We start from the raw sequence: 24,382 nt of genomic DNA on the forward strand, positions 1-24,382 counted from the left end.
GGAAAACGCGCGCCGTCAATCGAGCCGAATGTTGGCCGCCTTGATCACGCCGGACCACAGCTTCTGCTCGCTGCGTACGAAATCGGCGAACTGCTGCGGCACCATCGGCATCGGCTGGATGCCGATCTCTTCGAGCTTGGCCCGCGTCTCCGCGTGCTTCAGCGCAGCCACCAGTTCCTTGTTGAGCCGGTCGAGCACCGGCGCCGGCAGCCCGGCCGGGCCGACGAAGCCCTGCCATGCGTAGGCTTCGTAGCCCGGCACGCCGGCCTCGGCCATCGTGGGCACGTCCGGCAGGATGGCCAGGCGCTGCGGCGTGGCCACGGCCAGCACGCGGAGCTTGCCGGCCTTGATCATCGACAGGCTGGGCGGCAGGTCCACGAACATCGAATTCACCTGGCCCGCCATCAGGTCCTGCAACGCAGGGGCCGAGCCCTTGTAGGCCACGTGCAGGATGTCGGTCTTGGTCTGCTGCTTGAACAGCTCGAGCGCCACGTGCAACGGCGAGCCCGGCCCCGAAGAGGCCGAGGACACGGACCCCGGCGACTTGCGAACCAGCGCCAGGAACTCCTGCACATTCTTGGCCGGGAACGACGGGTGCACGGCCAGCACCAGCGGCATCCGCCCCAGGCCGCCGATGAAGCTGAAGTCCTTCTCGGCGTTGTAGCTGAGGCTGGCGTACATCGCCGGGTTGAAGGCCAGCGTGCCCGAGTCCACTGTGCCCACCGTGTAGCCGTCCGGCGCCGAGCGGGCGATGAAGGTGGCGCCGATGATGCTGGCCGCGCCCGGCTTGTTGTCGGCGATGACCGGCTGACCCAGTGTCTGCCCCATGCGCTGCGCGAGCTGGCGCGCGATCACGTCGGTGGTGCCGCCCGGCGCGTAGGGCACGACCCACTTCAGCGGTTGGTGCGGGTAGGCGGCCGGCTGCGCCTGCGCGGCGCCGAGGCCGGCCAGCAGCATGGCCGCCAGGAGGCGGAGGGTGGTTCGCTTGGTCATGGTGTCTCCAGGGTTGTGAATCTGTCTTCTTTTCTTGTCTGTCGCGCGCGGCAGTGACCACCGGCCGCGTTGGGCCGCGTCATTCGTCTCGCGTGAGTAGGTGGCTGGCGGCCGGCGCTAGCGCGGCGCCAGCATCCATTCGTGCGCCGGGTCGTTGCGGAAGGCCCAGTGCCGCTGCGGGCCGGCCATGGTGTTGAGGTAGTACAGGTCGTAGCCGTGCGGCGCCACGCAGGGGTGGTAGCCGCGCGGCACCAGCACGGTGTCGCGGTGTTCGACGGCCATCGTCTCGTCCAGGCTGCGATCGTCGGTGTAGACGCGCTGGAAGGCGAAGCCCTGCGCCGGGTTGAGCTGGTGGTAGTAGGTTTCTTCCAGCACCGTCTCGCCGTCGCCCGCGGTGTCGTGCTTGTGCGGCGGGTAGCTCGACGCGTGGCCGGCAGGCGTGATGACCTCCACCACCAGCAGGCCTTCGGCCGGCTCGGTCTGCGGCAGGATGTCGCACACGTGGCGGGTGTTGCTGCCCTGGCCGCGCACGCTGCGCGCCATGTGCGCGGGTTCAATCACCCGCTCCGGGTGCAGTCCCCGAGCCGGCGCGGAACTCAGCGCCACCTCGGCCGCGCCGCGCGCCGCGATGCGCACCTCGCGCCCCGGCGGCACGTAGACCGCCGTGGGCGAGCGGTCTTCGAACACCGAGTCCCGGCTGCCCAGCGCGCTGTAGCGCTGCGCGTTCACCGTCACGTCGACCTGGCCGGTGAGCACCGTGATGCACAGCTCGCGCGCGCCGGTGGCCAGCGCCTCTTCCTCGCTGGCCGCGAGGCGCAGCGCCTTGAAGCCGACATGCTTCCATCCCGCCGAAGCGGGCGTGACATCCGCAATCACGCGGCCGGTCGGTGCGGCCTTGACCAGCAAGCTCATAAGGCAACCTCTTGGTTTTTGAAGCGGCCCGAAGCGCTGCAGCGCAGGGTTGTCCACCGGGCTTGGTTGTGGACAACGCGCTGGCCCTTTGTCAGGCCACGAAGCGTGTTGTCCACAACTGCGAAGCACCCGGTGGGCAACCCGTGTTTGGTGCTGCTGTCTTGGGCAGGTGCGGCATTGACGCCGCCAAGGAGAACGATCGAAGGTATCGAGCGACTTCCGTGCCCCTGCGGTGACTGCCTGCGTCGCTTGCCTTTCAAAGGCCCCAATGAGACCAGCAGCCCGCAGGGTGCCGGAAGGCCACGACGGGCCACAGGATGTAGCGCCAGGCCTACCCAGCTGGAGCGCCAATTTATGAGCTTCCCGCCGCGCCTTCCGACACGGGCAGTCATACCGCAACTTTCTGGAGTCTGTCCATGAGTACCAATGCTTGCAGCAACGTGTTTGTCGGCCTGGACTGGGCCGTGCACACCCACGCGGTGTGTGTCATCGACATCACAGGCGGTGCGCTTGAGCGCTTCGAGATCGCCCACGACCGGGCTGGCCTTGGCGAACTGATGCAACGCCTGGCTCGCTTCGGCGCGCGTGTGCGCATCGCCATCGAGCGGCCTTCGGGCCTGATCGTGGACGCGCTGGTCGAGGCCGGCCATCACGTCTTTCCCATCCATCCCAACGCAGTCAAGGCCAGCCGTCCGCGCTACCGTAGCCACGGCGCCAAGAGTGATGCCTCCGATGCTTACCTGCTGGCCGACCTGCTGCGCACCGACGGACACCGCTGGAGGGAGTTGTCGCCGCAGTCCGATTCGATCCGCGCGCTGCGTGCGCTGGTGCGCTCGCGCGACGATCTGGTGGCCACCCGCGTGGCACTGGGCAACCAGCTGCACAGCACGCTCGAAGCCTTCTGGCCCGGCGCGGCTTGCATCTTCTGCGACATCACTTCGCCCATCGCGTTGGCGTTCCTCAAGCGCTATCCCTCGGCCGTGTCGGCCGCCCGGCTCAGCGAGGCCGCCTTGAATCGGTTCTGCCGCAGCCAGCACTACAGCGGACGCCGCAGTCCAGCCGAGTTGCTGGCACGCCTGAACGGCGCCGCAACGGGCCTGGCCGGCCCCCTCACCAATGAGGCTGCAGGGCAGCTCGTGCGCTCGATGGTGGCGGTGCTGCAGCCTCTGGTCGAGCAGATCGCCCAACTCACGCGCCGTATCGAGCGTTTCATCGAGTCGCTGCCCGACGGGCAGATCATCATGTCCTTCCCCCGCGCCGGCCGTGTCTGCGCTGCGCAGATCCTGGCCGAGTTGGGTGATGTGCGCGAGCGTTTCCCCACGCTCGATCAACTGGCCGCCGAAGCCGGCGCAGTGCCCGTGACCTACCAGTCCGGCAAGACCCGCAGCGTGGCCTTCCGATGGGCCTGCAACCACCGCCTGCGACAGGCCATCACTTGCCTGGCCGACAACTCCCGTCACGCCAACGACTGGGCCCGCACCATCTACGCCGCAGCGCGTGCCCGAGGCTGTGATCATCCGCACGCGATTCGCATCCTCGCGCGAGCTTGGCTGCGCATCATCTGGCGCGCCTGGACCGATCGCACACCCTATGACCCCGAGCGTCACCTCGGTGCCCTCAAGCTCGCTTCCAGCGGGGAAGGTTGACCCAGGATGTCTCATTGCAGTGCCTCCTCGCCCACCGGCGCGGCGACGCGGCTGGCGCGCCAGCCGTCCACCAGGCGGAGGAAGTTGGCGGCCACCAAGGCCTTGAAGCCGGTGTCGTCGATCTCGCCGCGCAGCCAGGCCTGGCTGGGGCCGCACCACACCGAGCGGCCGACCATGAAGCCCTTGACCAGCGGCACGCGCGCCTGCGCGAAGCCCGCCACCAGTTCTTCCAGCGGCTGCGACAGCCCGAGGATCACGGCGCCGCGGCAGTACGGGTCGCGCTCCCGCACCAGCGCGTCCAACTCCTCCCATTGGCGCGCCGACAGCGCGCCGACTTTCCACCACTCGGGCCGGATGCCCAGATCGTAGAAGTGGCGGATCGCGTGCACCACCGCCTCGCCCGTGTCGCCGGGCGCCAGCGTGTCGCGCGGCGGGATCACTTCCAGCAGCAGTTCATGGCCGCTGGCGCGCGTGGCCTCGGCCACCTGCAGCAGCCATTCGTCCTGCTCGGTGCACAGCGCGGCGGCATCGTCAGGGTGATAGAAGACCAAGCACTTCACCACCTGCTCGCGCGGCCAGTGCCTGAGCTGCGAGCCCAGCGAGCGCGTGCCGTCGAAACGCAGCGGGCGCGAACCCGGCTGCTCGATCGGCCGGCCCAGCCACCAGCCGCGGCCGGTGGCGGCATGCAGCGCGGCCTCGCCCAGGCCGGGGCGGCCATCGACCAGCACGCCCAGCCGGCCGCGGCAGCCGGGCTCGTCGTGCTCGATGCCGGCCACCACCTCGTTCAGCAGGTGCTTGAGGCGCGCGAGCCGCGCCGGGTCGGCGCCGGTCTCGCGCGCCATGTCTTCGAATTGCGAGCGGTGGTCGTAGGCCAGCACGTAGAGTTCCGGCCATTGCCTGCGCCGGACGCTCACGCGGTGCAGGTGGGCCAACTGCGGATCCTGGTCCGGGCGTGGGTGGCGGTGACCGGAGAACCAGTGCGCCAGTTCGGCCGGCGTCGGCATCGCCGGCGCGCAGCCGTGGCGCGAAACGACGATCGCGCCGCAAGCGTTGGCGATGGCGGCGGACTCGCGCCAGTCCTTGCCGCGCAGCAGCCCGCTCATCAGGCCGGAGGCGAAGGCGTCGCCCGCGCCCAGCACGTTCAGCACCTCGATGCGCTCGCCCAGCACGGTGAGTGCGTCGTCGATGCGCGCCGGCACCGGACCGTCGACGATGCTGCAGCCCATCGCGCCCCGCTTGACCACGAACGCGGCCTGCGTGCATTGGCGGGCGCGGCGCAGGCAGGCCATCAGGTCGCCCTCGACGCCGCCGGCGATCATCCATTCTTCCTCGGTGCCGATGATCAGTTCGAACTGGCCGAGCTGTGCCTGCAGGTGCTGGCTCACCGCCTGGCTGCCGACGTAGCGTGTCTCGCCGTCGCCCCGGCCCGTGAGGCCCCAGAGCACCGGGCGGTAGTCGATGTCCAGCACCCGCACCACGCCGTGCCGGCCGGCCAGTTCCAGCGCGCGCCGGCTGGCGGCCAGCACGGTGGGCGTGCTCAGGTGGGTGCCAGTGATCAGCAGGCTGCGGCAGCCGGCGATGAAATTCTCATTGATGGCGGCGGCGTCCAGCGCCATGTCGGCGCAGTTCTCGCGCGCGAACAGCAGCGGGAAGGTGTCCTGGTCCTTGATTCCCAGCAGCACCATGCCGGTCAGGCGCTGCGGGTCGACCTGTACCTGGCTCACGTCGCAGCCCTCGCGCCGCAGCGTGTCGAGCAGGAAGCGGCCGTTCTGCTCGTCGCCCACGCGTGAGACCATGGCCGAGGCGAGGCCCAGGCGCGCGGTGCCGAAAGCGATGTTGGCCGAGGAGCCGCCGAGGTACTTGGAGAAGCTGGTCGCGTCCTCCAGGCTGCAGCCGATCTGGTCGGCGTAAAGGTCGACCGCCAAGCGCCCGAGGCAGGCGATGTCGACCGGGCGGCCCGTGGGAAAGGAAAGGTTGCGCATGAAGCGTTGTCTCCGTGGTGGCCGGCGGCGGGCCCAGAATGCCCCGCGCGGCCGGTGTGCGTGTTTCGTTTCTCCGATGCTGGCGATCTTAGCGAAAATAGAAAAAAATTTCCATATCTATGAAAAATAGAATTTCTACTCCGCCTGCGGCGCAGCCGGTCACTGCCGCCGGCGCGCACGCCAGCGCCGAGGACTTCCTGCAGGCCGTGCGTGCCGGCTACGAAGGCCTGAGCCGCCAGCTCAAGCTGATCGCGCGCTACGTGGAGACCAGCCGCGACCGGCTGGCGCTGGACGGCGTGCAGGAAACGGCCCGCCAGTGCGGCGTGCAGCCCTCGGCTGTGGTGCGCTTTGCCAAGCACTTTGGCTTTTCTGGCTTCTCGGAGATGCAGGCGCTGTTCCGCGCCGGTGCAGCCCAGCGGCTGGCCCCCCATCGCGACTACCAGGAGCGTATCCGCTCCCTGGTGGGCGCCGGTGCCGCCCCGATCACCGCTGCGCGCATTGCGCATGAAGTGATCGGCGGCAGCATCGAGAGCATGCAGGCGCTGCAGGCCAGCCTGCCTGACGAGCGCTTCGATGCGGCGGTGGAACTGATGCTGGACGCGCCCGCCCTGTGGCTGGCGGCCTCGCGCCGCGCGTTTCCGGTCGGCGCCTATCTGGCCTACGCGCTGCAGCACACGGCCAAGCCGGTGCATTGGCTGCACGGACTCGGCCACATGCAGCAGGGCGAGTTGCGTGCGCTGACGCCGGGGGATGTGCTGATTGCCATCTCGTTCGACCCCTACGCGCAGGAGACGCTGGACGTGGTGGAGTCGGCGCTGGCGCGCGGCGCGCGGCTGCTGGCCATCACCGACAGCCAGCTCAGTCCGCTGGCCGGGCGCGCCAGCGCGGTGTTGCTGGCGCAGGACGGCGCCACCTTCGGCTTCCGTTCACTTACCAGCACGCTGTGCCTGGCGCAGTCGCTGTTCCTGGGGCTGGCCTACCGGATGGAACTGGCCTACGAGCGCAGAGGTACCTGATTGGCGACGAGCCGTTGATCTGCGTCGACGTGCGCTCGCCAATCACGACCGCGGCGCCCGACTTCGAATGGATCAACAAGGACGGTCAAACCTGGGCGTGATACTGCTGGGCGTCTCGCTCCCGAGCATTCACGGGTTCACGGTTTCCGTTGCGCCGGCAGCGTCACGGCGGAAGCCGGCGATGCCTGGGGTCGGACGAATCCGCCGCCATGGTGGGACTCACCGAGATCCTCACTCAGCTCAGGCGGCGTCACCCGAAGCTGATCGTCGAACTCAGCATCGAGGTTGAAACCGTGCTGACCGAAAGGCTGCGAAAACGGCAACTCGACATCGCGTTCCACACCAACTTCGGCGCCGGCTCCCACGTGATCGACGAGTTGATCGGGTGGGTGGGCGTACGCCGACATCCCGAAGCTATTGAAAAAGTCGCCGCGCGCTGATCAGCACCCTGATCGAAAACCACTACGGCCGCCGCATCGCCGAAGTGGAGCAGACCGTTCAGGCGATCGCGATGCCTCCGGAACTCGAGATTCCCCTCCACGCCCCGGCCGGATCACCCGCACTCAAAATCGTGCGCCGCTACCTCGACCACGCCAATGATCTGGTTGAGGCGACTATCACGGTGCATCCGGGTGATCGGCTGGTCAGCAAATCACGGCTAAAGCGGCAGCACAGTTAGATACCAGTTCGCCGCGAGGCTCCCTTCGCAGAAGCGCGGCGCATCCGATAGCCGCAATCTGACTGCAAGCCCGTCACTGCGTCAGAGACACGTCGAGCGTGCGGAATGGCCAGCGCGCCGACCGCTTCATGCCCAAGGAGATGCTGATCAATGAACGACGCCATCGCATCTGAGGACATCACGACGCGATGCGGTCGCGATTCCGGTCGACTTCGCGCCGTGAGGTCTACCCGCCGGGCGTTTCGTGCCTCTCTCCCGGTGAATGATTTCGCGCCGACTGGTGAGCAGGGGCGCAAGTTGCTGAGGGCCTACGCACCGAGCAGCCGGCGCGCAAGCACCGACTGCATGTCCCTCCGACCATCTGCGATCAGGTAGATGACGACCTGACCGCCGGTGACGCGGTAGATCACGCGGTAGATCACGCGGTAGGGCTTGAAAGAGGCTTGGCGGTACTCTTTGATGCCCAGCGCGATCAGTTCCTTAGGATAGCTGCCACGTTGTGGCAATCGCGACAAGCTCTCCACAACCTTCATCAACTGGTCCAACACGTAGTTCGCGTTGGCAACGCAATCGAACTCTGCGATGTAGTCGTATATCGATTCCAAGTCCTGCTCGGCGCCCTTGGTGAGCAGGACTTCGAGCTTCGACGGCGCACCTGCCATCAGTCGGGGGCTCGCTTAGCACGTAGACGGGCAACGACATCAACCACAGGCTTCAGCTTGCCGGCCGCCACTTCCTGATTGCCCAAGGCGAGGACTTTCAGCAACGCTAGCGTCTCTTGGGTCTCCTCAAACGAGGCCACGTCCAGCAGGACAGCCTTGGCTTCACCATTCTGGGTGATGACCAGCGGCTCACGTTGCTCGGCGAGATGTGTCAAAACCTCGGCAGCGTTGGCCTTGAGGTAGCTTATTGGTTTCACTTGAGATGAGTACCGCATGTCCTTACCTTGATCGGATAGGACCAAATATAGTCTTTATATGGACTCAAGGAAAGGTGCACGGATCGACCTCGCCGCTGCCGCCCTGGGACCGAGGATCAGAGATGGCGGGCCACAAGCACTTCACGTTGGGCATCAGGCCGCATGGCCTGATCGCGGGATGGCTATCGAACGTGATCGCCGAATTCATCAAGCGCTACCCCGACGTATACGTCATCACCAACAATACCGTCGATCAGATCGCGGAAGGTATCGATCTCCACCTGACCGGCGGACGCATCGATGACATGAACCTCATCGCTCGGCGGCTGGCGCAGTTCGACATGGTGGTCTGCGCCTCGCCCGCCTACTGGGCCAAGCGCGGCATTCCGCAGACGCCGAAAGACCTGAGCCGGTACGAGGTGCTGAGCTTCGCGGCCATGCCCACCACGCACCTGCCCCTTCGAGACCACGGGTCGGCAGTATGAGGTGGCGGTGCACAGCCGCATGGAAGCCAACGATCCGATCGCGCTGATCGAGCTGGCGCTGCGCGGTGCTGGCGTGACCTACGTGCCGGAGCCGCTGGCGCAGTCGCATCTGGAGCGCGGCGCGCTGGTTCCGGTGCTGCACGAGCACATGCGCAGCGACCACTGGGTCTACGCGGCCTATTCGCAGCCCCGCCACAATAGCGCCGCGATGCGCGCGATGCTCGATTTCCTCGAACAGTCGACGGGTTCGGCCGGCGGCCTGCCGCAGTAAACCCGCTCGGTTGCTTCAACGCCTGCAACAGCGTTTGTCGGAGACCTCCCCGAGCCGCTCGGCGCCCGTTCATCCGCAGAAACGCGTTGTCAGAGACCCGGGTTCCCGGGCGTCTTCGTCTGCGGCGACGCAGCGCACACGCTCGGCGACGTGGCCGTCGGAGACGGCGCAGCGACGTGCGGCTCTGCACACAGGTCACTGGTCCCCGGGCTCTCAGCACCTTCGCGAGACGCCCCTCATCCCGCGCTGCGCTGCATCTCCCGCGCAGTCTCCCCCACAACGCCCCTCAACGACTGCACCACCGGATGCCCCTCCAGCTCCTTCAGCGTGAAGAAGCTCACCGGCGGCAAGTTCCAGCTCAACCGATAGGGCAGCGCCGCCAAGTGTCCAGCGCGCTCCATCTCGGCCACGACGTCCCGGGCCAGGATGGCGATCGCGTTCGGCTCCGTCCTCAGCACCATCTCCATGCTGCGGATCGACGTCGTCTCCAGCATCGGCACCGGAGGCTGCACGCCGGCGCCCACGAAGATCGCGTTGTAGGTTCTGCGCATGGGCGTGTTCGGCGGCGGCAGGATCCAGTCGAGTTGCGCCAACCGCGCCCAGTCGAACGGCCCGCGCGACAGCCGCTTGACGCTCTTCGCGGCCACCACCAGGCAGGGCTCCTGCTGGTAGATCGCCTCCTGCACCAATCCCGTCGCATCCCCGTCGTACGAGCGGCCGATCGCGCAGTCGAGCTCGCGCGCGACGAGGCCGGCGACGAGTTCGTCCGTCGTGCCCTCGCGCGTCATCACCGCCATGCGTGGGGTGCGATCCAGTAAATGGGTGAGCGCGGCGGACAGCAGCTGTTGCGGCACCTGCTGCGTCAGGCCCAGACGCAGGCGGCCGCTGCGGCCGGCCTCCAGTGACGTGAGCACGCGCGTGGTGGCCTCCAGTTCCGCGAGCCAGCGCTGCGCGTAATGCAGCACGGCCTCTCCGGACGGCGTGGGCAGCAGACCCCGGCTGGTGCGTTCGAAGAGCCTGCTGCCGAAAATGTCTTCCACCTCGCGCAGCGCCTTGGTGATCGCCGGCTGGCTCAGTCGCATCTCGGCGGCCACGCGGCCGAGCGTGCGATGGCGGTTGATGGCCTGCAGCAGCGAAAGCTGCCGCAGCTTCAGGCGCGAGAGCAGCGCGTGCTGCAAGTCGGCGGCAGGGTCGCGGGCGGTCAGCAAGGCCATAACTCCAGGGTTATCGGGTGATCAGAATTTAATGCACTTTGGTGAATTTGGGCGCCTAGACTTTCTCCATGCCCGCAGCCACCGCATCGACGCTCACGGCCCTCACGGCCAACCTCCTGGACGTGCTCGCCGAGGCGCGCAGTGCCGAGGCCGCCCTGCGCCAGGTGGACCTTTGCCGACGCCTGATTGCCGGCGACAGCGTGTTCAGCATCCAGCAGAACGTGACGACCGCGCGCGACCCGGTTGACGAGATCCGGCTGCGCCGCTTCTATTCGTCCGAAGCGCAGCGCTACCCGGTGAACGGCGCCAAGCGCAAGACGCTCACGCCGTGGACCGAGTGCCTCTTCCTGCAGGGCCGCGTGTTCGTCGGCGAGGGCGAGGAGGCGCTGGCACGCCATTTCGACGACTTCGAGCAGATGCGCCCCCATGGCCTGCAAAGCGTGATCAACGTGCCGCTGCTCCAGGGCAACCTCTGCTACGCCACGTTCAACGTCTTCGGCACCCGCTCCCAGTGGCTGCCGCAGGAAGTCCTGGGTATCCGCCTGCTGGCCCTGGCCGCGGCGCGCTGGGTGCCGACCGCGCCCGGCCTGGCGTACCGCTTCAATGGCGTGTCCCTCACCGCTCCCATGGAGGCTTGACCATGCAAAGCAAAGTCCCTGTCGTGATCGTCGGCGGCGGCCCGGTGGGCCTGTCGATGGCGATCCTGCTGCAGCGCTTCCGCATCGATTTCGTGCTCCTCGAACGCAGCCCGACAACAACGGACCATCCCAAGGCGCGCGGTACCTACACGCGCACGATGGAGATCTTCCGCCAGTGGGGCATCGACGGCCTGATGAAGCGCCATGCGCTGCCGGACGGCGCCGACTTCTTCGCCTTCTGCGAATCCATGACCGGCCACGAATGGGGCCGTACCAACCCCGAGCCGAACGTGGGCCACTCGCCGTGCTGGAAGATCATCCAGTCGCAGGACACGGTGGAGATGGAACTGCTGGACCACGCGCGCAAGAGCGAGGTCGGCCGCTTCCTGTTCGGCCACGAGTTCCTGCACTACGACGAAGGCGCCAGCGGCATCGCGGTGACCGGCCGCAAACTCGACACGGGTGAGACCACTACCTGGCAGGCCCAGTACCTGATCGCCGCGGACGGGGCCGCGAGTTCGGTGCGCAGGCAGGCCGACATCGAGATGCGCGGGCCGGCCACGCTGGCCGTGATGGCCAACGAGTTCTGGCAGGCCGATCTCTCGCACGTTCGCGACGCCGCCACCTGCGCCGGCTGGCGCGTGTACGCGAAGGACTCGCCATACCCAATCACGACCGTGCTCAACACCAACGGAAAGGACCGGTGGCTGAGCCTCCTGCCGGTCGGGCGCGAGGTGGACGAGCGCATCGGCGAGCGCACCGACGACGAAGTGGTGCGGCTCGCCCGCACCGTCGCAGGTGCCCCCAACCTGGACGTGAAGGTGATCAACCGCTCTGTGTGGCGCATGAGCCGCCAGGTGGCCACGAGCTTCCGCAAGGGCCGCGTCCTGCTGGTGGGCGACTCGGCTCATCGCTTCCCGCCGAACGGCGGCTACGGCATGAACTCCGGCATCCAGGACGCGCACAACCTCGCGTGGAAGCTGGCCTTCGTGCTCACGGGGCGCGCCGGCGCGCGGCTGCTGGACAGCTACGAGCGCGAACGCCGCCCCGTCGCCGAGTCGAACGCCGACTTCAGCCTGCACAACGCGACGCGCTTCAGCCAGTGCGACGAGGCGCTGCGTTCCGGCAACCCGGACCGTATCGACTTCTGGATCCGCGACAGCGACAACCACATCCACAGCATCGGGCAATCGCTTGGCTTCTGCTACGAGGACGGGGCGGTCATCTCCGACGGCACGGGCAGGCACGTGATGCGGGCACGCTGGTACGAGCCCGGCGACCGACCGGGCGTGCGCTTTCCGCACCTGTGGCTGGACCTGGCACGGCGCCACACCACGCTCGACTGGTTCGACCGGGAGTTCGTGCTGGTCGCGGGGCCGAAGGCCGATGGATGGATGGAGGCGGCGCATGCCGTTTCGGGCAAGAACGGGCGCGTGTTGCAGGCACATCAGCTGGAGGACTCTCACGAGAAGGACGGACTGCTGCTCGGCCTGCGCGGCGCGGTGCTCGTGCGGCCGGACGGGCACGTGGCATTCCGCATGCCATGGACGCCGTCGGATCCGGCCGCCGAGCTCTCCGCCGTTCTCGCCAGGCTGCTGGATTGATGCCATGCCTGTCACCGCTCTTCACCACTACACGATCCGCTGTACCCCGGACGAGTTGCCGCCGCTGGTCGATTTCTACACGCGCGTGATGCGTCTGCAGCTCGGGGCGCGGCCGGAGATCCCCGCGCCCGGTGCATGGCTCTATGCGGAGGGTCAGCCGATCGTGCACCTGTATGCGCATCTCTCGAAGCCGGACGCGCCGATGCAGCCGGTCACCGGCCACGTGGACCACATTTCGTTCCGATCGCGCGGGCTGAAGGAGACGCGCGAACACCTCGGTGCGCTGGGTGTGCCGTTCACCGAGGCGCCGATTCCCGGGTGGGCCATCCACCAGCTGTTCCTCCACGACCCGCGCGGGCTGAAGATCGAGATGACGTTCTGGATGGACCAGGAAGAGGGAGGTGCGGCATGACGGACTTCGTGCAAGCCGGCGAGCTGCGCGTCGCCTTCGATCGCGAGGGCCAGGGCCCGGCACTGGTGCTGATGCACGGCGCGGAGGCTTCGCGCCAGATGTTCGCCGCGCTGGTGCCGCACCTGACGAAGCACTTCACCGTGATCTCGTACGACCAGCGAGACTGCGGCGACACGCAGGGACCCGAGCGCGCGGCGACGCTGACGGACCTGGCGAACGACGCGCACCAGTTCATCAGGGCGCAGGGGCTCAAGCGAACGCATGTGTTCGGGTCGTCGTTCGGCGGAAGGGTGGCGCAGGCCTTGGCGCTGCTGTATCCGCGGTCGATCGATCGACTCGTGCTGGCCAGCACCTGGCCACTGCCGCGGCCGTACGAGGAGCTGTGCCCGGACGCGCGCCGCCTGGCCGAGTTGCGGCACGGCCTGCCTGGGACGGCACAGGAGCTGGCGACGTGGTTCTTTCCTGAAGACTTCCTGCGCCAGCGCTCGGACCTGCGGCACGTGTTCGCGAATGCACGGCCGGAATCGGCGCGGTCGGCACGGCGGGCCGCGACCGCGGCGACGACGCTGGAAAACGGGGTGGCGGACATCGTGGCGCCGACGCTGGTGCTGGCCGGAGAGCTGGACCGCGTGGTGCCGCCGACGGTGACGCTGGCGATGGCGGGGCGCATCCGCGGGGCCGATGCCGTGCTGCTGCCGGCCATCGGGCATGTGGCGGCGATGCAGGCGCCGGAAGTTCTCGCCCACCACATCGTTCGCTTCCTGAATCCTGCAGGAGTCAAAGCATGAACACGACCTTCCCACAGGCTGCGCCCGCGAAATCCGCGGGAGCAAGAGCCGACTACATCCGCATCGAAGGGCTGTCCAAGACCTTCGGCGGCGGCGCTGACGGCGTGCTCGCGCTCCAGCAGATCGACTGCAGCATCCAGCAGGGCAGCTTCGTCACCATCGTCGGCCCCAGCGGCTGCGGCAAGAGCACGCTGCTGCGCATCCTGGCAGGGCTGCTCGACTACGAAGTCGGCCGCGTGGCGCTCGACGGCCAGCCGATCCATGGCACCCGGCGTGACGTGGGCGTCGTGTTCCAGAGCTCCATCCTGCTGCCCTGGCGAAGCGTGCTCGAGAACGTGATGCTTCCGGCCGAAGTGCTCGGGCTGGACAGGAAGCAGGCGCGCGAGCGCGCCATGCAGCTGCTGCACATGGTCCGCCTCGAAGGCTTCGAGCACAAGCTGCCGCGCCAGTTGAGCGGCGGCATGCAGCAGCGCGCCTCGATCGCGCGGGCGCTGCTGCACGACCCCAAGATCCTGTTGATGGACGAGCCGTTCGGCGCCTTGGACGCGATGACGCGCGAGCGCATGAACCTCGAGCTGCAACGCATTTGGATGGAAAGCGGCAAGACGGTGGTGCTGATCACGCACTCCATCCCCGAGGCCGTGTTCCTCGGCGACAAGGTGTTCGTGATGTCGCCTCGCCCGGGCACGCTGGAGCGCGTGCTGCCCATCGACCTGCCGCGGCCGCGAACGATGGAAGCGATGTCGCACCCGGCGTTCGCGTGCGCGGCCGCTTCGATCCGCGAGCGCTTCTCGCATGCCGCTTCGTTCGACTGAAAAGGTGCTTGCCATGACGACCGCCATGTTGACCTCCAGTTCCGCCGCGCAGCCCGACGACACCAACGCCAGACCGATGAAGGCGCAGCGCCACCGCCGCGCCAACCCGCTGGCGTCCACCCGCGTGCAATCCATCCTGCTGCTGATCACGCTGCTCGGTTCGTGGGAAGCGGCCGTGCGGCTGTTCAAGGTGCCCAGGCACCTGGTCCCGCCGGTCAGCGACATCGCGGCCGCGCTCTGGCGCGGCCTCGCCACCGGGCCGATGGCGAAGGACGGCTTCTGGTACCACGGCGGCGTCACCCTCTCCGAGATCCTGCTGGGCTTCTTCATCGGCGGCGGCGTCGGCCTGGCGATCGGCATCCTGGTCTCGCAGATGCCGAAGCTGGAGGCGCTGCTGGAACCCTATGTGGCCGCGCTGCAGAGCGTGCCCAAGGTGGCGGTGGCCCCGATCATCGTGGTCTGGCTCGGCTTCGGGATCAGCTCCAAGGTGATGATCATCTGCCTGCTCACCTTCTTCCCCGTGCTGGTGACCAGCATCGCGGGCTTCAAGGCGGTGGACCCGGACCGCATCGACCTGCTGCGCTCGTTGTCCGCCACGCGCTGGCAAATCTTTCGCAAGGCCAAGTTCCCGAGCGCCCTGCCCTACATCTTCGCCGGCTTGAACATGGCCGCCGCTTTCAGCGTGGTGGGCGCCGTGGTGGGGGAGTTCGTCGGCGCCCAGGCAGGCCTGGGCGTGCTGATCCTGCAGATGGAGGCGCAGGCCGACACCGGCGGCAGCTTCGCGGTGTGCGTCGTGCTCTCTGTGATCGGCATCCTGCTGACCGGACTGCTGCGCCGCGTGCAGCGGCGCGTGCTGCACTGGATGCCCGCCGACACCTCGCAACGCACCGTGAACGTCTGAATCCGCCCTTGTGCGGCGGGCGCTTCCAGCCGCACGACTGCTTTCTTCCAACGCGGCCGGCGCAGTGCCGGCAAGGAGTGGACCATGTTGACGCGACGTGATTTCGGGCTGGGCCTGGGTGCCCTCGGACTCGCCGGCGGGCTGCCGGCCCTGGCGCAGAAGCTGCGCGTGATGAAGGTGGCGAACACCGCGGCGGTCAACGACCCGCAGCAGTGCTTCGTGACCTCGGGCCAGCACCCGAAGCTGAACTTCTACAAGCCCAGCGGCGTGGACGTGGAGTACGTCAACATGTCGAGCATGACGCAGGCGCTGCAAAGCCTGCGCGCCGGCCACGTGGATTTCGGGCCTGCGGTGCCCGGGATCCTCCTGCCGGCGATGGCGAAGGACTCTTCGTTGGACCTGGTGAGCGTGTACAAATGGTTGCCGCGCAATGCCAACGTGATCGTGGTGAAGCCGGGCAGCCCGATCAAGTCGGCGGCTGACCTGGCGGGCAAGCGTATCGGCGTGCGCAGCCAGGGCGACAGCGGGATCGTCGTCACCAAGACCATGCTCGCCGAGCTGGGGCTGAAGGACGACAAGTGCGAATACATCGCCATCGGCGACGGCGCGCCCGCCGGCGCGGCGATCGACAACGATCGCGTCGATGCGATGGTGAGCTTCGACACCGCGGCAGCGCGCATCGAGCTGGTGGGCACCAAGCTGCGCTATGTGCCGATCACGCCGAAATTCGCCCAGGTGGGCTCCGGCTGGATCTGCGTGCCGCGCAAGCTGCTAAAGGAGGAGCGCAAGGGGCTGGTGGCGCTGTTCCGCGGCATCGCCAAGTCCACGGTCTTTGCGCACCATAACCTCGACGCCGGCATCGACCTGCATTGGGCCGTGTACCCCGAGAGCCGCCCCAAGGGCCGCAGCGAGGAAGAGGCGCGCAAGGAGCTGGCGTTCATTTTGAAGGACCGCAAGAACAGCTGGATGCGTCGCCCGGACGACCCGGACCAGCGCATCGGCGCGTCGTCGCTGGCCGAGTGGAAGGCCAATATCGAGATGGCCGCCGAGAGCAGCAAGAACCCCAAGCTGGCCGAGGAACTGGGCGATCCCAACCGCTTGTTCACCAACGAACTGATCGACGAGATCAATGCGTTCGACAAACAGGCGGTGGTGGAGATGGCGAAGGCCTTCAAGTCGTAGGCCGACACCACGCCGCTGCGTCATGCACTTCGACTTCCACAATCCCTACCCCAGCACGCGCCTGCCCGTCTTCGCGCGCAATGTTGTCTCGACCTCGCACCCGCTCGCCGCGCAGGCGGGCTGCGGATGCTGTGGAAGGGTGGCAACGCGGTCGACGCGGCGGTGGCTGCAACGTCTGGGTAGATTCTCTGCAGCATGTCGAGCTCGCGACCAGCCAGATGGGCATCCCTGATCTTCCTGTCAATGACTTCGAACGCCAAGAGAAACGGAAGAGCAAGAAGAGCGATCAGGGCATATAGCTGCCCTACCAGGATGGCCGCCATCGCCACGACCGGTCCGGACAGAAGGATCAAGACCACCTTTCCAACGAGCACGAGCTTCCTCAGGCAAGCCAGTTTGAGCGGACCACTATCCAGATGGGAATAGCGCGCGGCCAGACTCCAACGTAGGATGGCTCATCACACGGGCAAACCCTCAATACCCAATATTGGCGTGACATCCCTTCGCCGTCGCAATTCATGCGGAGAAGATCCACCACCCATTCAGCGAAACCAACGCTGATTCGGCCTACGGTTCCGCGGCTCCAGCGTCACCCCGCACGATCCCGGCCATCCACTCCCCAATGAACGCCCTCCCTTCTTCCTCAAGCACGACGATTGCTGCGGCCTGGTCGTGCTGCTGGCCCGCCAAGGCGATGCGGCACTGATGGGTTTGGCCTTGGTACAGGTCCGCATGGCCAGCGACGAAGCCGTCCGCCCCAAGCTTGGTCAAATAAACTCGGACGGACCATCCCTCGTGATCGAAGCGCTTCACTTCGAACTCACCATCGGCGTCCACAGCAACTCCCGGGGATTGCGAACGCCGCCGACCGGCCGCGAATGGTCAGATTAAGCCCTTTGACCTACAACGCCGTCAACAGGGGTAGCGGGTTCAGCCCCAACGGCAGCCCCTTGGCTTCGTGGCATTCAGGTGCGGTCGTCCCGCCAAGGGTTGAAGCCGCGTCGATGTGTTCATCCCGGGCAGCCGCAGATCGTCGCCGGCGGCGCTCTTCTGCACCGTTAGGATCGACGCATGACCGACTCTCAAGATCTATTCGCCCGCTCGCCGTCTCTGCTTCGCATGCCGTCCTGGCTCGGCCCGGGGGCGCATGAGGAACGTGAACTCCCGCTTGAGCCTGGCGAGTACGAGATCACGCCCGGGGAACGCTGGACCGTCAGCGCTCTGAAAACTGGAGAGACGGTGTATTCGGGCATCGGGCCGGTCGAGGTCCTCCGCGCCGTTCCTCAGTCCCGATAGCCCAATGCGCCGCTGAGTGTGGGCGGCGTGCCACACATAAGAGCTTTGAGCTGCAATGTGCGAAATTGCGCAGCGCGTTCTGCTGCGCAGATCCCACAATTTCTGCTCATGAACAGTCCTCGCTTGCCCCTCTGGTATCGCCACGCCTGGTGGTTGCCGGGCACAGTCACTGCGCTGGCGGTCGTCCTGGTGGCCGCTCTGGTGGCCGCGACGCAGAGGCCAGCCGAACATGGCGTCATGCTGTTCGTAGCGATCTTGTGTGCGCTCCCGTGGTCCCTGGCTCTTCTTCTCCTTGATTTCGGGCAAGGATTCGCGGATCGCGCCGCAGTGATCGTTTCCTTGGGCCTGACTGCGAACACGGCGCTGATCTGGGGCTCAACCGCCCTCCTCCTCGCTCGTTTCCGTTATCGGCAGGGCCTCGAGCTCATCAAAGCCTAGCCCCATCGACAGGACGAGGTCGACGCCTCAAGCACCCAGCCCACGCGGCTTTCGGCCTCGTTGCCCTTCTCGCCGACGGGCACGGTCATGTCCGCTTCATGCCGGGCGCTTCTCGACCCAGTGCGTCTCATGCCCAAAGAACATGTTTCCCGTTGGCGCGGCGTGATCGAGCTTGTCTCTGTTGTGCGGCATCTGCGGCATCTAAGTGGTCACGTTTCATCAGGAGATACCTTGTCGGACCAGCACAGCCTGATCTCGTACAACACGCGCAATGTCTTGTGCGACACGATGCTCCTCGGTGCAGAAGATGATGAAGAGGGGGAACGCCCAGTTACGAACTGGGGACAGTGACATCAGCCATCGTCTTACAAAAAGACGCACGTAAATATAGGAGAAGAGCGATGCGCTGCTCACCGCCTCGCTCGTGTTCGGCTTACCTGGACGCAGCGCCGACCATCCTGGTGCCGCCCGCCGCGTGACGCCAGTTCAACCCCATCCTTTTCGCAGAGAAAGATCTCCCACCATGTTCCGTACCCTGCTCAAGTCCAAGATCCACCGCGCCACCGTCACCGATTGCGAGCTTCACTACGAGGGCTCCTGCGCCATCGACGAAGACCTGCTGGAGGCGGCCAACCTGGCGGAGAACGAGCAGATCCATGTCTGGAACATCAACAACGGCGAGCGCTTCGTGACTTACGCGATCCGCGGCCAGCGCGGCAGCGGCATCATCTCGCTCAACGGCTCGGCCGCGCGCCGCGCCTCGCTGGGCGACCTGGTCATCATCGCCGCCTTCGGCCTGGTGCCCGAGGAGCAGGTGCGTGGCCACCGGCCCAAGCTGGTGTTCGTGGACGAAGCCAATTTCATCAAGGAAGAGCGCGCCCACATCCCGGTGCAGGCCGCCGACGGCGAAGCGTTCGCGGCCTGAGCGCGGATTCCGCGGCGTCCGGCCGCTCCCGCTTCCGCGACGCCATCCCCCTGCACGAGCTGTGTGGGCTAGAGGGCAAGGCTTCGAATACCGCGTTGCGGCTGGATACCGCTCGCCAATAAGGCTCAGGAGCCGGCAGCGGCGGTGTCGATGAACCTCAGCAGATCATGGAGCCCCGGCCCGAACTCCTGCGTGTCGACTCCCGCAAGGAGGACCAGATCACCAGGTGCCAGATCCATGTCGCCCCCACGAATCGTCCTCACAGGGAGCTTTCCATCCAGTGCGTCGGACTCCCCGGCACACAACACGACGATCGCGCATTCGTGGGGCGCGTTTCGGCCCATGGCCAGGTCGCCACGTCGAAATGGCCGCCGCTCACCCTCCCTGCGGAAACGAAGTCTGGGTAGCGCCATCTTGGTTGGGGAGGGATGGGTTGGGGTCATGTACGTTCTTTGGGGTCAAGTGCAGCCGAAGTCTCGGCTGCATTCAAGCGAATGGGAATGCGCCAAAGGTCGCGCTCCAGACGGTCCGCAAGTTCGGAGTCGCAGCTACCAGAACTTCCAGAACGGCCGCCTTTCGAGCTTGCGCTCAAGCGGCATCTGCGACGAGGTTTCACGCATGCGCCGTCGCACCTCCACTTCGAACTCGTGCGCGGGCCCATGAGCGTAGCGATCCCCTCGGAGGGCAAGTAGCCGTAGTCGGCGTGCTCGCTCAATCAGCGCGTCATCACTGAGGACACCAGGCTCGGTCATGGCTCAATTCTGCCGATGTTGAACCGGGGCGCCCGCCTCGAGGTGCTACTTCCCGAGGAGAACTTCACACCGACCGGGAGACTCAAGGTCGGACTATTCCGTTCTACAACACCCTTGACAGGCCCAGCCAGGATGCGCGACAGGTCCAGGATGCGCACGCCCGCGAGGGCCGCCGGCTCGAAGCCGTTCACGACAGCTTCCCGACGCCGGCGGACACGAAGTTGCTCGCCCCCCTGCCGCTAACCCCTCGCTGATGGTTGCATCCGGTCTGGCCTACCGATCCCATCTGGCTGAAATGTCAGGGACCCCAACCCCACCGCATCCGACGGCGTTCATGAAAAGTCCCAGCGTAGCGCTTGTTGACCAACTCCGCGGCTTCGTTCGAAGTCTGGACAGCGTCTTGCTGCTGATCGATTCGTTCGCGCAACCAGCGAATCGAGGAAAGTTGATCGGAGATGTCGCGCAGGGCATTGACCAATGTTTGGTTGTAGTCTTCCACCGCGATGTCGTAGGCGGCGTTCTGCGAAGCAAGGTTGGCGCGCAGTCGTCCACCTTCAAAGATGGGCAGACTGATGGCTGGTCCCACACCCAGGATGCGGCTGCCGCCCTCCGTGAACACATCGAATCCGAGACTTTGGAGGCCCACGAAGGCAGACAGGTTGACGTTCGGATAGAAGCGCGCTTTTGCACCTTCGATCTCGTGGCTTGCTGCCTCCACGCGCCAGCGCTGGGCGACGACGTCAGGGCGGCGGCCTAGAAGCTCTGCTGGCAGGACACTGGGAATGGTCACTGTGTCGGGGCGCTTGAGCTGGGGTTTGGCCGATCACGCGTCCTCGGTCCGGCCCTTTGCCGAGCAATGCCGCAAGCTTGTTCCGGCTCAGTTCCATGGATTCGCCCAATGCGGCGATCCTGGCGCGAGTGGCGGGAATGGATGCCTGTGCCTGCTTGATGTCGATCTTGGAGTCCAGCTCGGCCTCGAAGCGCCGGTGCGTGAGTGAGAGAATCTCCTCCTGTTGCTTGAGCATCTTTTGTTCAATCGCAAGCTGTTCGTAGCCTTGCTCCAGCTCGATGTAGGCTTGAACGATGGCCGAGGACAGCATGAGCTGAGTCGCGTAGCGATCGACTTCCATTGCCTTCAGACGACCCAATGCCGCTTCGACGGCAGATCGGTTCTTGCCCCAAAAGTCCAGCTCATAGCCAACGTTGAGCGTGCCCTGGTTGACCGTCTGCCACGTGCCGGCGACCGGCTGCGGCGTGGTGCCGTTTTCACTGAACCTCTGGCGCGTACTGCTCAGATTGGCGTCAAACATGGGGCATCAGTTGTGCCTGGGCCAGACCTTGCAGCGCTTCAGCCTGGTGAACACGTGCAGCGGCACCGCGCAGACCTGGGCTATCGGCCAGAGCTTCTTCAACCAGTAGGTTCAACTGGTCATCACCGAATGGTTTCCACCACTTTTCCTGTGGCCAGCGGGCGTCGGAGACCACGATGCCGCCCAACCCGTCCTTCGCCGCCAGGCCTGCGGGATCGCCAAGGGCGGACGACGGTTTTGATATTCCGGAATGAACATCCGGCCAGCACCAAGGCGCCGACCAGGGCAAGCACCGCCAGGTGCAGACCATGCGATGGGCGGTGCATGTCGCGCTTGGGCGACGATGTTGCTGTTCTCATGAATACCATTCGTGTCTGTTCGAGTAACAAGAGAGAGGCCGCTTGGACCTCTCGTTGCCGCGCAGCCGTCTCGCCAGCACATGAACGGCGGCTTCAGTGGTTCACCGGAATGTGAAGACCGCCGTGCTGGTTTGCACTGGCTCACGAAGGTCTGCTGACGATGCAAAACCGGGGGCGCCTCTCGCACGCACCAGGAAGCCGTATCGGCTGGCCGCAGGCGAAGGCCCGCAGCACCTGCACGATGCAGCTGCCTTCAGGCGTGGTTCAAGCGATGCCGGCACCCAGGGCCGGGAACACATCGCTGAACAACAAGCCGATCAGCTGTTGCCCGGCGGGCGTGGACCAGTCCTGTGCGATCTCTGCCATGAGCGTATTGGTGGCGGTGAGCACGACGCCCGCATCGTGCATACGTTGGCGGGAAAACTCTTCGGAAAGATCGCTGGGCGATCCCGACGCATCCATCACCGCCTGCACGGCAAAGCCTTCGAGCGCAGCGTCAATGGACGGGAAGATCAGGCAAACATCGGTGGTCACGCCCGCCATGATCAGGTTCTTGCGCTTCGTGGCGAGCACCGCGTCGCGGAACTCGGGATAGGCCCAGGCGTTGACCACGCCGGGGCGCTTGACCCGTGCCGCGTGCGCTTCGGGAAGGATCTCGGCGATCTTCGGGAGAATCGGGCCTTGGGCGTGATCTTCCTGACTGGACGTGATCACGACCGGCATGCCGAGGATCTTCGCCATCTTGGCCAGCGCAATCGACTGCTTGGCTGCAAGTTCGCGGTCGATGTTCTTGATCAGTTGCATGGTGCCGACCTGATGGTCGATCAGCAGCACGGCGGCGTTGTCGGCAGTGAATCGTTCAACCTTCATGATGGATCTCCTGGGAAGTAAATGGGGCACATGCCCCGGGGTGTGGCGGCCTGTTACAGCTGTCCCAAGTCGCCGCGGTGGTAAGCGGCGGTTGCCGCGGTCAGACTCTTCTGGCTCGCAAAGGCCATAGGGCCGTTCGAAAGTACGGGTTGGTGCAACGGTTCGCCGATGAACACGGCGACCTTGGCCCCGCCAGGCTTGGCGACGAGCTTGTGCGTCATCGCTTCGCGCACGACAGGAAGGATCGGGACAACGAGGTTGTCGAGGCTGAAGCTTTCGCCATTGAGCTCCGCGCTGCCGAAGATCGGCATGGCGAAGGCTCGCTGTCCCGCGGCCAATGGCAGCTCCAGTTCAGCGCCCGCCTCCAGCGAGATGTCCAGCAAGGTGACATCGGTCGGAGGCGTCAGCGGGGAGTGCGCGCCGCCAAAGTTGCCCAAGGGAACGCGGACCCGTGCGCCGGGGCGCTGGACCACCGGAACGTCCTGCGGCGCCAGGCTCAGCGCAAACGGCGCCGCGTCCTGCCGTTCCCGGGGGAGATTGACGAAGATCTGCAGCAAGTGCACGGTACTTCCAAACACCGCTGGGTTCTCTTCGTGAACCACACCGCGCCCGGCCGCAGTCCAATGCAGGCCGCCCGGCTGGATCAGCGTCCTGTTCCCTTGCGAGTCGCGATTGGCAATGCCAGTCTCAGAGTCGAGGAACAGATAGGTCACCGCGGAGAACCCGGCGTGCGGGTGCGGCGGGAACGTGGGCGCACTCATCCAGGCATGGTCGATGCCCATGAAGGGATCGAATTGCGCCGGATTGGAGCCATGCAGGCCATAGGCCCGGAAATGGCTTCCCCGGTTGGCGCGATGCATGCGGGCGGTCGTGGTCATGACAGCCTGCCTCAAGCGACTTCGGCCATGGCCAACGCCGGATAGTCGATGTATCCCTTGGCGGTAGGCGGCGCGAAGAAGGTGTTGCGGTCGGGCGCGTTGAGAGCGGCGCCCTGATGAAAGCGCTCCGGCAGGTCGGGGTTCGCGAGGAAAGCGCTTCCGAACACGGTCGCGTCGGCCTTGCCCTCGGACAGCACACTCTCGGCGCTGTCCTGGGTGAGACCACCACCGATCAGGTAGGCGCCTTCAAAGCGCGGACGAAGCAGAGCGTGGTAGTCGAACTTCGCACCGAATAGAGCGACATGCAGATAAGCCAGGCCCCAGCCACGCAATTGGTCGATCAGATAGGCGTAGGTCTCCTGGGGCGCAGCATCCGTGATGCTGTTGTAGTTCATCTCCGGCGAAATCTTGATGCCGACGCGGTCGGCACCAGCCTCTGCAGCCATCGCATCCAGCGCGTCGAGCACGAAGCGGGCGCGACCCTCGACCGAACCGCCGTACAGGTCTTGACGCTGGTTGCTGCCCGATGAGAGGAACTGTTCTGGCAAGTACCCGGAGGCCGCATGCAGTTCCACACCGTCGAAGCCCGCGGCGATGGCACGGCGGGTGGCTTGGGCGTAGTCGTCAATGACGCCGGCTATCTCGGTCAGGCTGAGCTCGCGGGGCGTGACGAAGTCGACCTGGCCGGCAGGGGTCCACGCCTGGCCCTCGGGCTTGATGGCCGAGGGTGCCACGGGCGTTTCGCCATCGAGCAACGACGGATGGGAGACCCGACCGCAATGCATCAGCTGCATGAAGATGCGGCCTCCGCGGGCGTGCACGGCCTCGGTCACCTTCTTCCAGGCGGCGACTTGGGCCTCGGTTTCGATTCCGGGTGTGTGCACATAGCCCTTGCCCATGGCCGACGGGAACACGCCTTCGGTGACGATGAGACCGGCGCTGGCGCGCTGCGCGTAGTACGTGACCGTCAAGTCACTGGGAACGCCATCGCCATCGGCGCGCGATCGGGTCATTGGCGCCATAACGAGACGGTTCGGCGCAATGTAGCGGCCGATGCGAACGGGGGTGAGCAGTTGGCTCATGGTGAATTCCTTCTG

The 24,382-nt window shown here is 66.1% G+C and carries 29 protein-coding genes; 16 read left to right on the forward strand and 13 right to left on the reverse strand.

Annotated features, from left to right (window positions below; genetic code table 11):
- Positions 1–15: 15 nt before the first annotated feature.
- Both ACSQ89_RS35135 and iolB read right to left on the reverse strand, forming a co-directional pair.
- Entirely contained in the window at positions 16–993 is a 978-nt protein-coding gene (locus ACSQ89_RS35135; protein ID WP_436294940.1) for a Bug family tripartite tricarboxylate transporter substrate binding protein, read from the reverse strand.
- A 117-nt stretch (positions 994–1,110) separates the two neighbouring features.
- Positions 1,111–1,905: a 5-deoxy-glucuronate isomerase gene (gene iolB / locus ACSQ89_RS35140; protein WP_436296928.1), complete on the reverse strand. Its 795-nt coding sequence runs from the start codon at positions 1,903–1,905 to the stop codon at positions 1,111–1,113.
- A 416-nt stretch (positions 1,906–2,321) separates the two neighbouring features.
- Between iolB and ACSQ89_RS35145 the strand changes: the two genes are divergently transcribed.
- Positions 2,322–3,551: an IS110 family transposase gene (locus ACSQ89_RS35145; RefSeq protein ID WP_436296012.1), complete on the forward strand. Its 1,230-nt coding sequence runs from the start codon at positions 2,322–2,324 to the stop codon at positions 3,549–3,551.
- Between the two features lie 11 nt (positions 3,552–3,562).
- On the opposite strand, the gene ACSQ89_RS35150 is transcribed toward ACSQ89_RS35145, so the two are convergent.
- Entirely contained in the window at positions 3,563–5,533 is a 1,971-nt protein-coding gene (locus ACSQ89_RS35150) for a bifunctional 5-dehydro-2-deoxygluconokinase/5-dehydro-2-deoxyphosphogluconate aldolase (RefSeq protein ID WP_436296929.1), read from the reverse strand.
- Between the two features lie 119 nt (positions 5,534–5,652).
- Between ACSQ89_RS35150 and ACSQ89_RS35155 the strand changes: the two genes are divergently transcribed.
- The 3 genes from ACSQ89_RS35155 (at position 5,653) to ACSQ89_RS35165 (ending at position 7,228) form a co-directional block, all read left to right on the forward strand.
- Positions 5,653–6,549, forward strand: a complete 897-nt coding sequence (locus ACSQ89_RS35155; RefSeq protein WP_436295911.1) for a MurR/RpiR family transcriptional regulator — start codon at positions 5,653–5,655, stop codon at positions 6,547–6,549.
- A 209-nt stretch (positions 6,550–6,758) separates the two neighbouring features.
- The gene (locus ACSQ89_RS35160; RefSeq protein ID WP_436295912.1) at positions 6,759–6,989 is read left to right on the forward strand and encodes a hypothetical protein; all 231 of its coding nucleotides are present in this window, start codon (positions 6,759–6,761) and stop codon (positions 6,987–6,989) included.
- Between the two features lie 11 nt (positions 6,990–7,000).
- Positions 7,001–7,228, forward strand: coding sequence for a UTRA domain-containing protein (locus tag ACSQ89_RS35165; RefSeq protein WP_436295928.1), 228 nt, complete (start codon positions 7,001–7,003; stop codon positions 7,226–7,228).
- 308 nt (positions 7,229–7,536) lie between these two features.
- On the opposite strand, the gene ACSQ89_RS35170 is transcribed toward ACSQ89_RS35165, so the two are convergent.
- Positions 7,537–7,890 (reverse strand): type II toxin-antitoxin system RelE/ParE family toxin, encoded by a 354-nt coding sequence (locus ACSQ89_RS35170; RefSeq protein ID WP_436295913.1) that lies wholly within the window; start codon positions 7,888–7,890, stop codon positions 7,537–7,539.
- On the reverse strand, positions 7,890–8,165 hold the full coding sequence (locus ACSQ89_RS35175; protein ID WP_436295914.1) for a type II toxin-antitoxin system Phd/YefM family antitoxin: 276 nt from the start codon (positions 8,163–8,165) through the stop codon (positions 7,890–7,892). The genes ACSQ89_RS35170 and ACSQ89_RS35175 overlap by 1 nt, the downstream gene beginning before the upstream one ends.
- 104 nt (positions 8,166–8,269) lie before the next feature.
- On the opposite strand from ACSQ89_RS35175, the gene ACSQ89_RS35180 reads away from it, so the two are divergent.
- Both ACSQ89_RS35180 and ACSQ89_RS35185 read left to right on the forward strand, forming a co-directional pair.
- The gene (locus ACSQ89_RS35180) at positions 8,270–8,632 is read left to right on the forward strand and encodes a LysR substrate-binding domain-containing protein (RefSeq protein WP_436295915.1); all 363 of its coding nucleotides are present in this window, start codon (positions 8,270–8,272) and stop codon (positions 8,630–8,632) included.
- 19 nt (positions 8,633–8,651) lie between these two features.
- A complete protein-coding gene (locus ACSQ89_RS35185) occupies positions 8,652–8,903 on the forward strand; it encodes a LysR substrate-binding domain-containing protein (RefSeq protein ID WP_436295916.1) in 252 nt (83 codons plus the stop codon).
- 236 nt (positions 8,904–9,139) lie between these two features.
- Here the strand turns inward: ACSQ89_RS35185 and ACSQ89_RS35190 are convergent, their stop codons facing one another.
- A complete protein-coding gene (locus ACSQ89_RS35190; protein ID WP_436295917.1) occupies positions 9,140–10,111 on the reverse strand; it encodes a LysR family transcriptional regulator in 972 nt (323 codons plus the stop codon).
- A gap of 74 nt (positions 10,112–10,185) precedes the next feature.
- On the opposite strand from ACSQ89_RS35190, the gene ACSQ89_RS35195 reads away from it, so the two are divergent.
- The 7 genes from ACSQ89_RS35195 to ACSQ89_RS35225 all read left to right on the forward strand — a co-directional run bounded on the left by ACSQ89_RS35195 (position 10,186) and on the right by ACSQ89_RS35225 (position 16,457).
- The gene (locus ACSQ89_RS35195) at positions 10,186–10,755 is read left to right on the forward strand and encodes a GAF domain-containing protein (RefSeq protein WP_436295918.1); all 570 of its coding nucleotides are present in this window, start codon (positions 10,186–10,188) and stop codon (positions 10,753–10,755) included.
- A gap of 2 nt (positions 10,756–10,757) precedes the next feature.
- Positions 10,758–12,359, forward strand: coding sequence for an FAD-dependent monooxygenase (locus tag ACSQ89_RS35200; RefSeq protein WP_436295919.1), 1,602 nt, complete (start codon positions 10,758–10,760; stop codon positions 12,357–12,359).
- Between the two features lie 4 nt (positions 12,360–12,363).
- Positions 12,364–12,771, forward strand: coding sequence for a VOC family protein (locus tag ACSQ89_RS35205; RefSeq protein WP_436295920.1), 408 nt, complete (start codon positions 12,364–12,366; stop codon positions 12,769–12,771).
- Positions 12,768–13,559 carry an alpha/beta fold hydrolase gene (locus ACSQ89_RS35210; protein WP_436295921.1) on the forward strand — a complete coding sequence of 264 codons (792 nt, stop codon included), beginning with the start codon at positions 12,768–12,770 and terminating at the stop codon, positions 13,557–13,559. Before ACSQ89_RS35205 ends, ACSQ89_RS35210 begins: the two co-directional genes overlap by 4 nt.
- On the forward strand, positions 13,556–14,374 hold the full coding sequence (locus ACSQ89_RS35215) for an ABC transporter ATP-binding protein (protein ID WP_436295922.1): 819 nt from the start codon (positions 13,556–13,558) through the stop codon (positions 14,372–14,374). Before ACSQ89_RS35210 ends, ACSQ89_RS35215 begins: the two co-directional genes overlap by 4 nt.
- A 13-nt stretch (positions 14,375–14,387) precedes the next feature.
- Positions 14,388–15,275, forward strand: a complete 888-nt coding sequence (locus tag ACSQ89_RS35220) for an ABC transporter permease (RefSeq protein ID WP_436295923.1) — start codon at positions 14,388–14,390, stop codon at positions 15,273–15,275.
- Positions 15,276–15,359: 84 nt separating this feature from the next.
- Entirely contained in the window at positions 15,360–16,457 is a 1,098-nt protein-coding gene (locus ACSQ89_RS35225) for an ABC transporter substrate-binding protein (RefSeq protein WP_436295924.1), read from the forward strand.
- Between the two features lie 567 nt (positions 16,458–17,024).
- Here the strand turns inward: ACSQ89_RS35225 and ACSQ89_RS35230 are convergent.
- Complete coding sequence (locus tag ACSQ89_RS35230) at positions 17,025–17,294, reverse strand: hypothetical protein (RefSeq protein WP_436295925.1); 270 nt, start codon at positions 17,292–17,294, stop codon at positions 17,025–17,027.
- Positions 17,295–17,861: 567 nt separating this feature from the next.
- Between ACSQ89_RS35230 and ACSQ89_RS35235 the strand changes: the two genes are divergently transcribed.
- The 3 genes from ACSQ89_RS35235 to panD all read left to right on the forward strand — a co-directional run bounded on the left by ACSQ89_RS35235 (position 17,862) and on the right by panD (position 19,116).
- Positions 17,862–18,191, forward strand: coding sequence for a hypothetical protein (locus tag ACSQ89_RS35235; RefSeq protein WP_436295926.1), 330 nt, complete (start codon positions 17,862–17,864; stop codon positions 18,189–18,191).
- Positions 18,192–18,320: 129 nt separating this feature from the next.
- Positions 18,321–18,542, forward strand: coding sequence for a hypothetical protein (locus ACSQ89_RS35240; RefSeq protein WP_436295927.1), 222 nt, complete (start codon positions 18,321–18,323; stop codon positions 18,540–18,542).
- Between the two features lie 172 nt (positions 18,543–18,714).
- The gene (gene panD, locus ACSQ89_RS35245) at positions 18,715–19,116 is read left to right on the forward strand and encodes an aspartate 1-decarboxylase (protein WP_436296930.1); all 402 of its coding nucleotides are present in this window, start codon (positions 18,715–18,717) and stop codon (positions 19,114–19,116) included.
- 1,050 nt (positions 19,117–20,166) lie between these two features.
- Here the strand turns inward: panD and ACSQ89_RS35250 are convergent.
- The 6 genes from ACSQ89_RS35250 to ACSQ89_RS35275 all read right to left on the reverse strand — a co-directional run bounded on the left by ACSQ89_RS35250 (position 20,167) and on the right by ACSQ89_RS35275 (position 24,367).
- Positions 20,167–20,658 (reverse strand): TolC family protein, encoded by a 492-nt coding sequence (locus ACSQ89_RS35250; RefSeq protein ID WP_436296008.1) that lies wholly within the window; start codon positions 20,656–20,658, stop codon positions 20,167–20,169.
- Positions 20,609–21,178: a TolC family protein gene (locus ACSQ89_RS35255; RefSeq protein WP_436296009.1), complete on the reverse strand. Its 570-nt coding sequence runs from the start codon at positions 21,176–21,178 to the stop codon at positions 20,609–20,611. The genes ACSQ89_RS35250 and ACSQ89_RS35255 overlap by 50 nt, the downstream gene beginning before the upstream one ends.
- Positions 21,171–21,365 (reverse strand): hypothetical protein, encoded by a 195-nt coding sequence (locus ACSQ89_RS35260; protein ID WP_436296931.1) that lies wholly within the window; start codon positions 21,363–21,365, stop codon positions 21,171–21,173. Before ACSQ89_RS35260 ends, ACSQ89_RS35255 begins: the two co-directional genes overlap by 8 nt.
- Positions 21,366–21,801: 436 nt before the next feature.
- Complete coding sequence (locus ACSQ89_RS35265) at positions 21,802–22,407, reverse strand: isochorismatase family protein (protein WP_436295539.1); 606 nt, start codon at positions 22,405–22,407, stop codon at positions 21,802–21,804.
- 53 nt (positions 22,408–22,460) lie between these two features.
- Positions 22,461–23,285, reverse strand: coding sequence for a pirin family protein (locus tag ACSQ89_RS35270; RefSeq protein ID WP_436295540.1), 825 nt, complete (start codon positions 23,283–23,285; stop codon positions 22,461–22,463).
- 11 nt (positions 23,286–23,296) lie between these two features.
- Positions 23,297–24,367: an alkene reductase gene (locus ACSQ89_RS35275; RefSeq protein WP_436295541.1), complete on the reverse strand. Its 1,071-nt coding sequence runs from the start codon at positions 24,365–24,367 to the stop codon at positions 23,297–23,299.
- Between the last annotated feature and the right edge of the window lie 15 nt (positions 24,368–24,382).

The organism is Variovorax sp. LjRoot175 (assembly GCF_964253805.1).
Lineage (GTDB): Bacteria > Pseudomonadota > Gammaproteobacteria > Burkholderiales > Burkholderiaceae_C > Variovorax.

Coding starts and splice junctions, on each gene's coding strand:
- ACSQ89_RS35210 (WP_436295921.1), top strand. CDS start 12,768: ATGACGGACTTCGTGCAAGCCGGCGAGCTGCGCGTCGCCTTCGATCGC.
- ACSQ89_RS35200 (WP_436295919.1), top strand. CDS start 10,758: ATGCAAAGCAAAGTCCCTGTCGTGATCGTCGGCGGCGGCCCGGTGGGC.
- ACSQ89_RS35265 (WP_436295539.1), bottom strand. CDS start 22,407: ATGAAGGTTGAACGATTCACTGCCGACAACGCCGCCGTGCTGCTGATC.
- panD (WP_436296930.1), top strand. CDS start 18,715: ATGTTCCGTACCCTGCTCAAGTCCAAGATCCACCGCGCCACCGTCACC.
- ACSQ89_RS35160 (WP_436295912.1), top strand. CDS start 6,759: ATGGTGGGACTCACCGAGATCCTCACTCAGCTCAGGCGGCGTCACCCG.
- ACSQ89_RS35175 (WP_436295914.1), bottom strand. CDS start 8,165: ATGCGGTACTCATCTCAAGTGAAACCAATAAGCTACCTCAAGGCCAAC.
- ACSQ89_RS35235 (WP_436295926.1), top strand. CDS start 17,862: ATGAACAGTCCTCGCTTGCCCCTCTGGTATCGCCACGCCTGGTGGTTG.
- ACSQ89_RS35220 (WP_436295923.1), top strand. CDS start 14,388: ATGACGACCGCCATGTTGACCTCCAGTTCCGCCGCGCAGCCCGACGAC.
- ACSQ89_RS35150 (WP_436296929.1), bottom strand. CDS start 5,533: ATGCGCAACCTTTCCTTTCCCACGGGCCGCCCGGTCGACATCGCCTGC.
- ACSQ89_RS35135 (WP_436294940.1), bottom strand. CDS start 993: ATGACCAAGCGAACCACCCTCCGCCTCCTGGCGGCCATGCTGCTGGCC.
- ACSQ89_RS35240 (WP_436295927.1), top strand. CDS start 18,321: ATGCCCAAAGAACATGTTTCCCGTTGGCGCGGCGTGATCGAGCTTGTC.
- ACSQ89_RS35205 (WP_436295920.1), top strand. CDS start 12,364: ATGCCTGTCACCGCTCTTCACCACTACACGATCCGCTGTACCCCGGAC.
- iolB (WP_436296928.1), bottom strand. CDS start 1,905: ATGAGCTTGCTGGTCAAGGCCGCACCGACCGGCCGCGTGATTGCGGAT.
- ACSQ89_RS35185 (WP_436295916.1), top strand. CDS start 8,652: ATGGAAGCCAACGATCCGATCGCGCTGATCGAGCTGGCGCTGCGCGGT.
- ACSQ89_RS35180 (WP_436295915.1), top strand. CDS start 8,270: ATGGCGGGCCACAAGCACTTCACGTTGGGCATCAGGCCGCATGGCCTG.
- ACSQ89_RS35155 (WP_436295911.1), top strand. CDS start 5,653: ATGAAAAATAGAATTTCTACTCCGCCTGCGGCGCAGCCGGTCACTGCC.
- ACSQ89_RS35275 (WP_436295541.1), bottom strand. CDS start 24,367: ATGAGCCAACTGCTCACCCCCGTTCGCATCGGCCGCTACATTGCGCCG.
- ACSQ89_RS35195 (WP_436295918.1), top strand. CDS start 10,186: ATGCCCGCAGCCACCGCATCGACGCTCACGGCCCTCACGGCCAACCTC.
- ACSQ89_RS35145 (WP_436296012.1), top strand. CDS start 2,322: ATGAGTACCAATGCTTGCAGCAACGTGTTTGTCGGCCTGGACTGGGCC.
- ACSQ89_RS35170 (WP_436295913.1), bottom strand. CDS start 7,890: ATGGCAGGTGCGCCGTCGAAGCTCGAAGTCCTGCTCACCAAGGGCGCC.
- ACSQ89_RS35215 (WP_436295922.1), top strand. CDS start 13,556: ATGAACACGACCTTCCCACAGGCTGCGCCCGCGAAATCCGCGGGAGCA.
- ACSQ89_RS35225 (WP_436295924.1), top strand. CDS start 15,360: ATGTTGACGCGACGTGATTTCGGGCTGGGCCTGGGTGCCCTCGGACTC.
- ACSQ89_RS35255 (WP_436296009.1), bottom strand. CDS start 21,178: ATGTTTGACGCCAATCTGAGCAGTACGCGCCAGAGGTTCAGTGAAAAC.
- ACSQ89_RS35270 (WP_436295540.1), bottom strand. CDS start 23,285: ATGACCACGACCGCCCGCATGCATCGCGCCAACCGGGGAAGCCATTTC.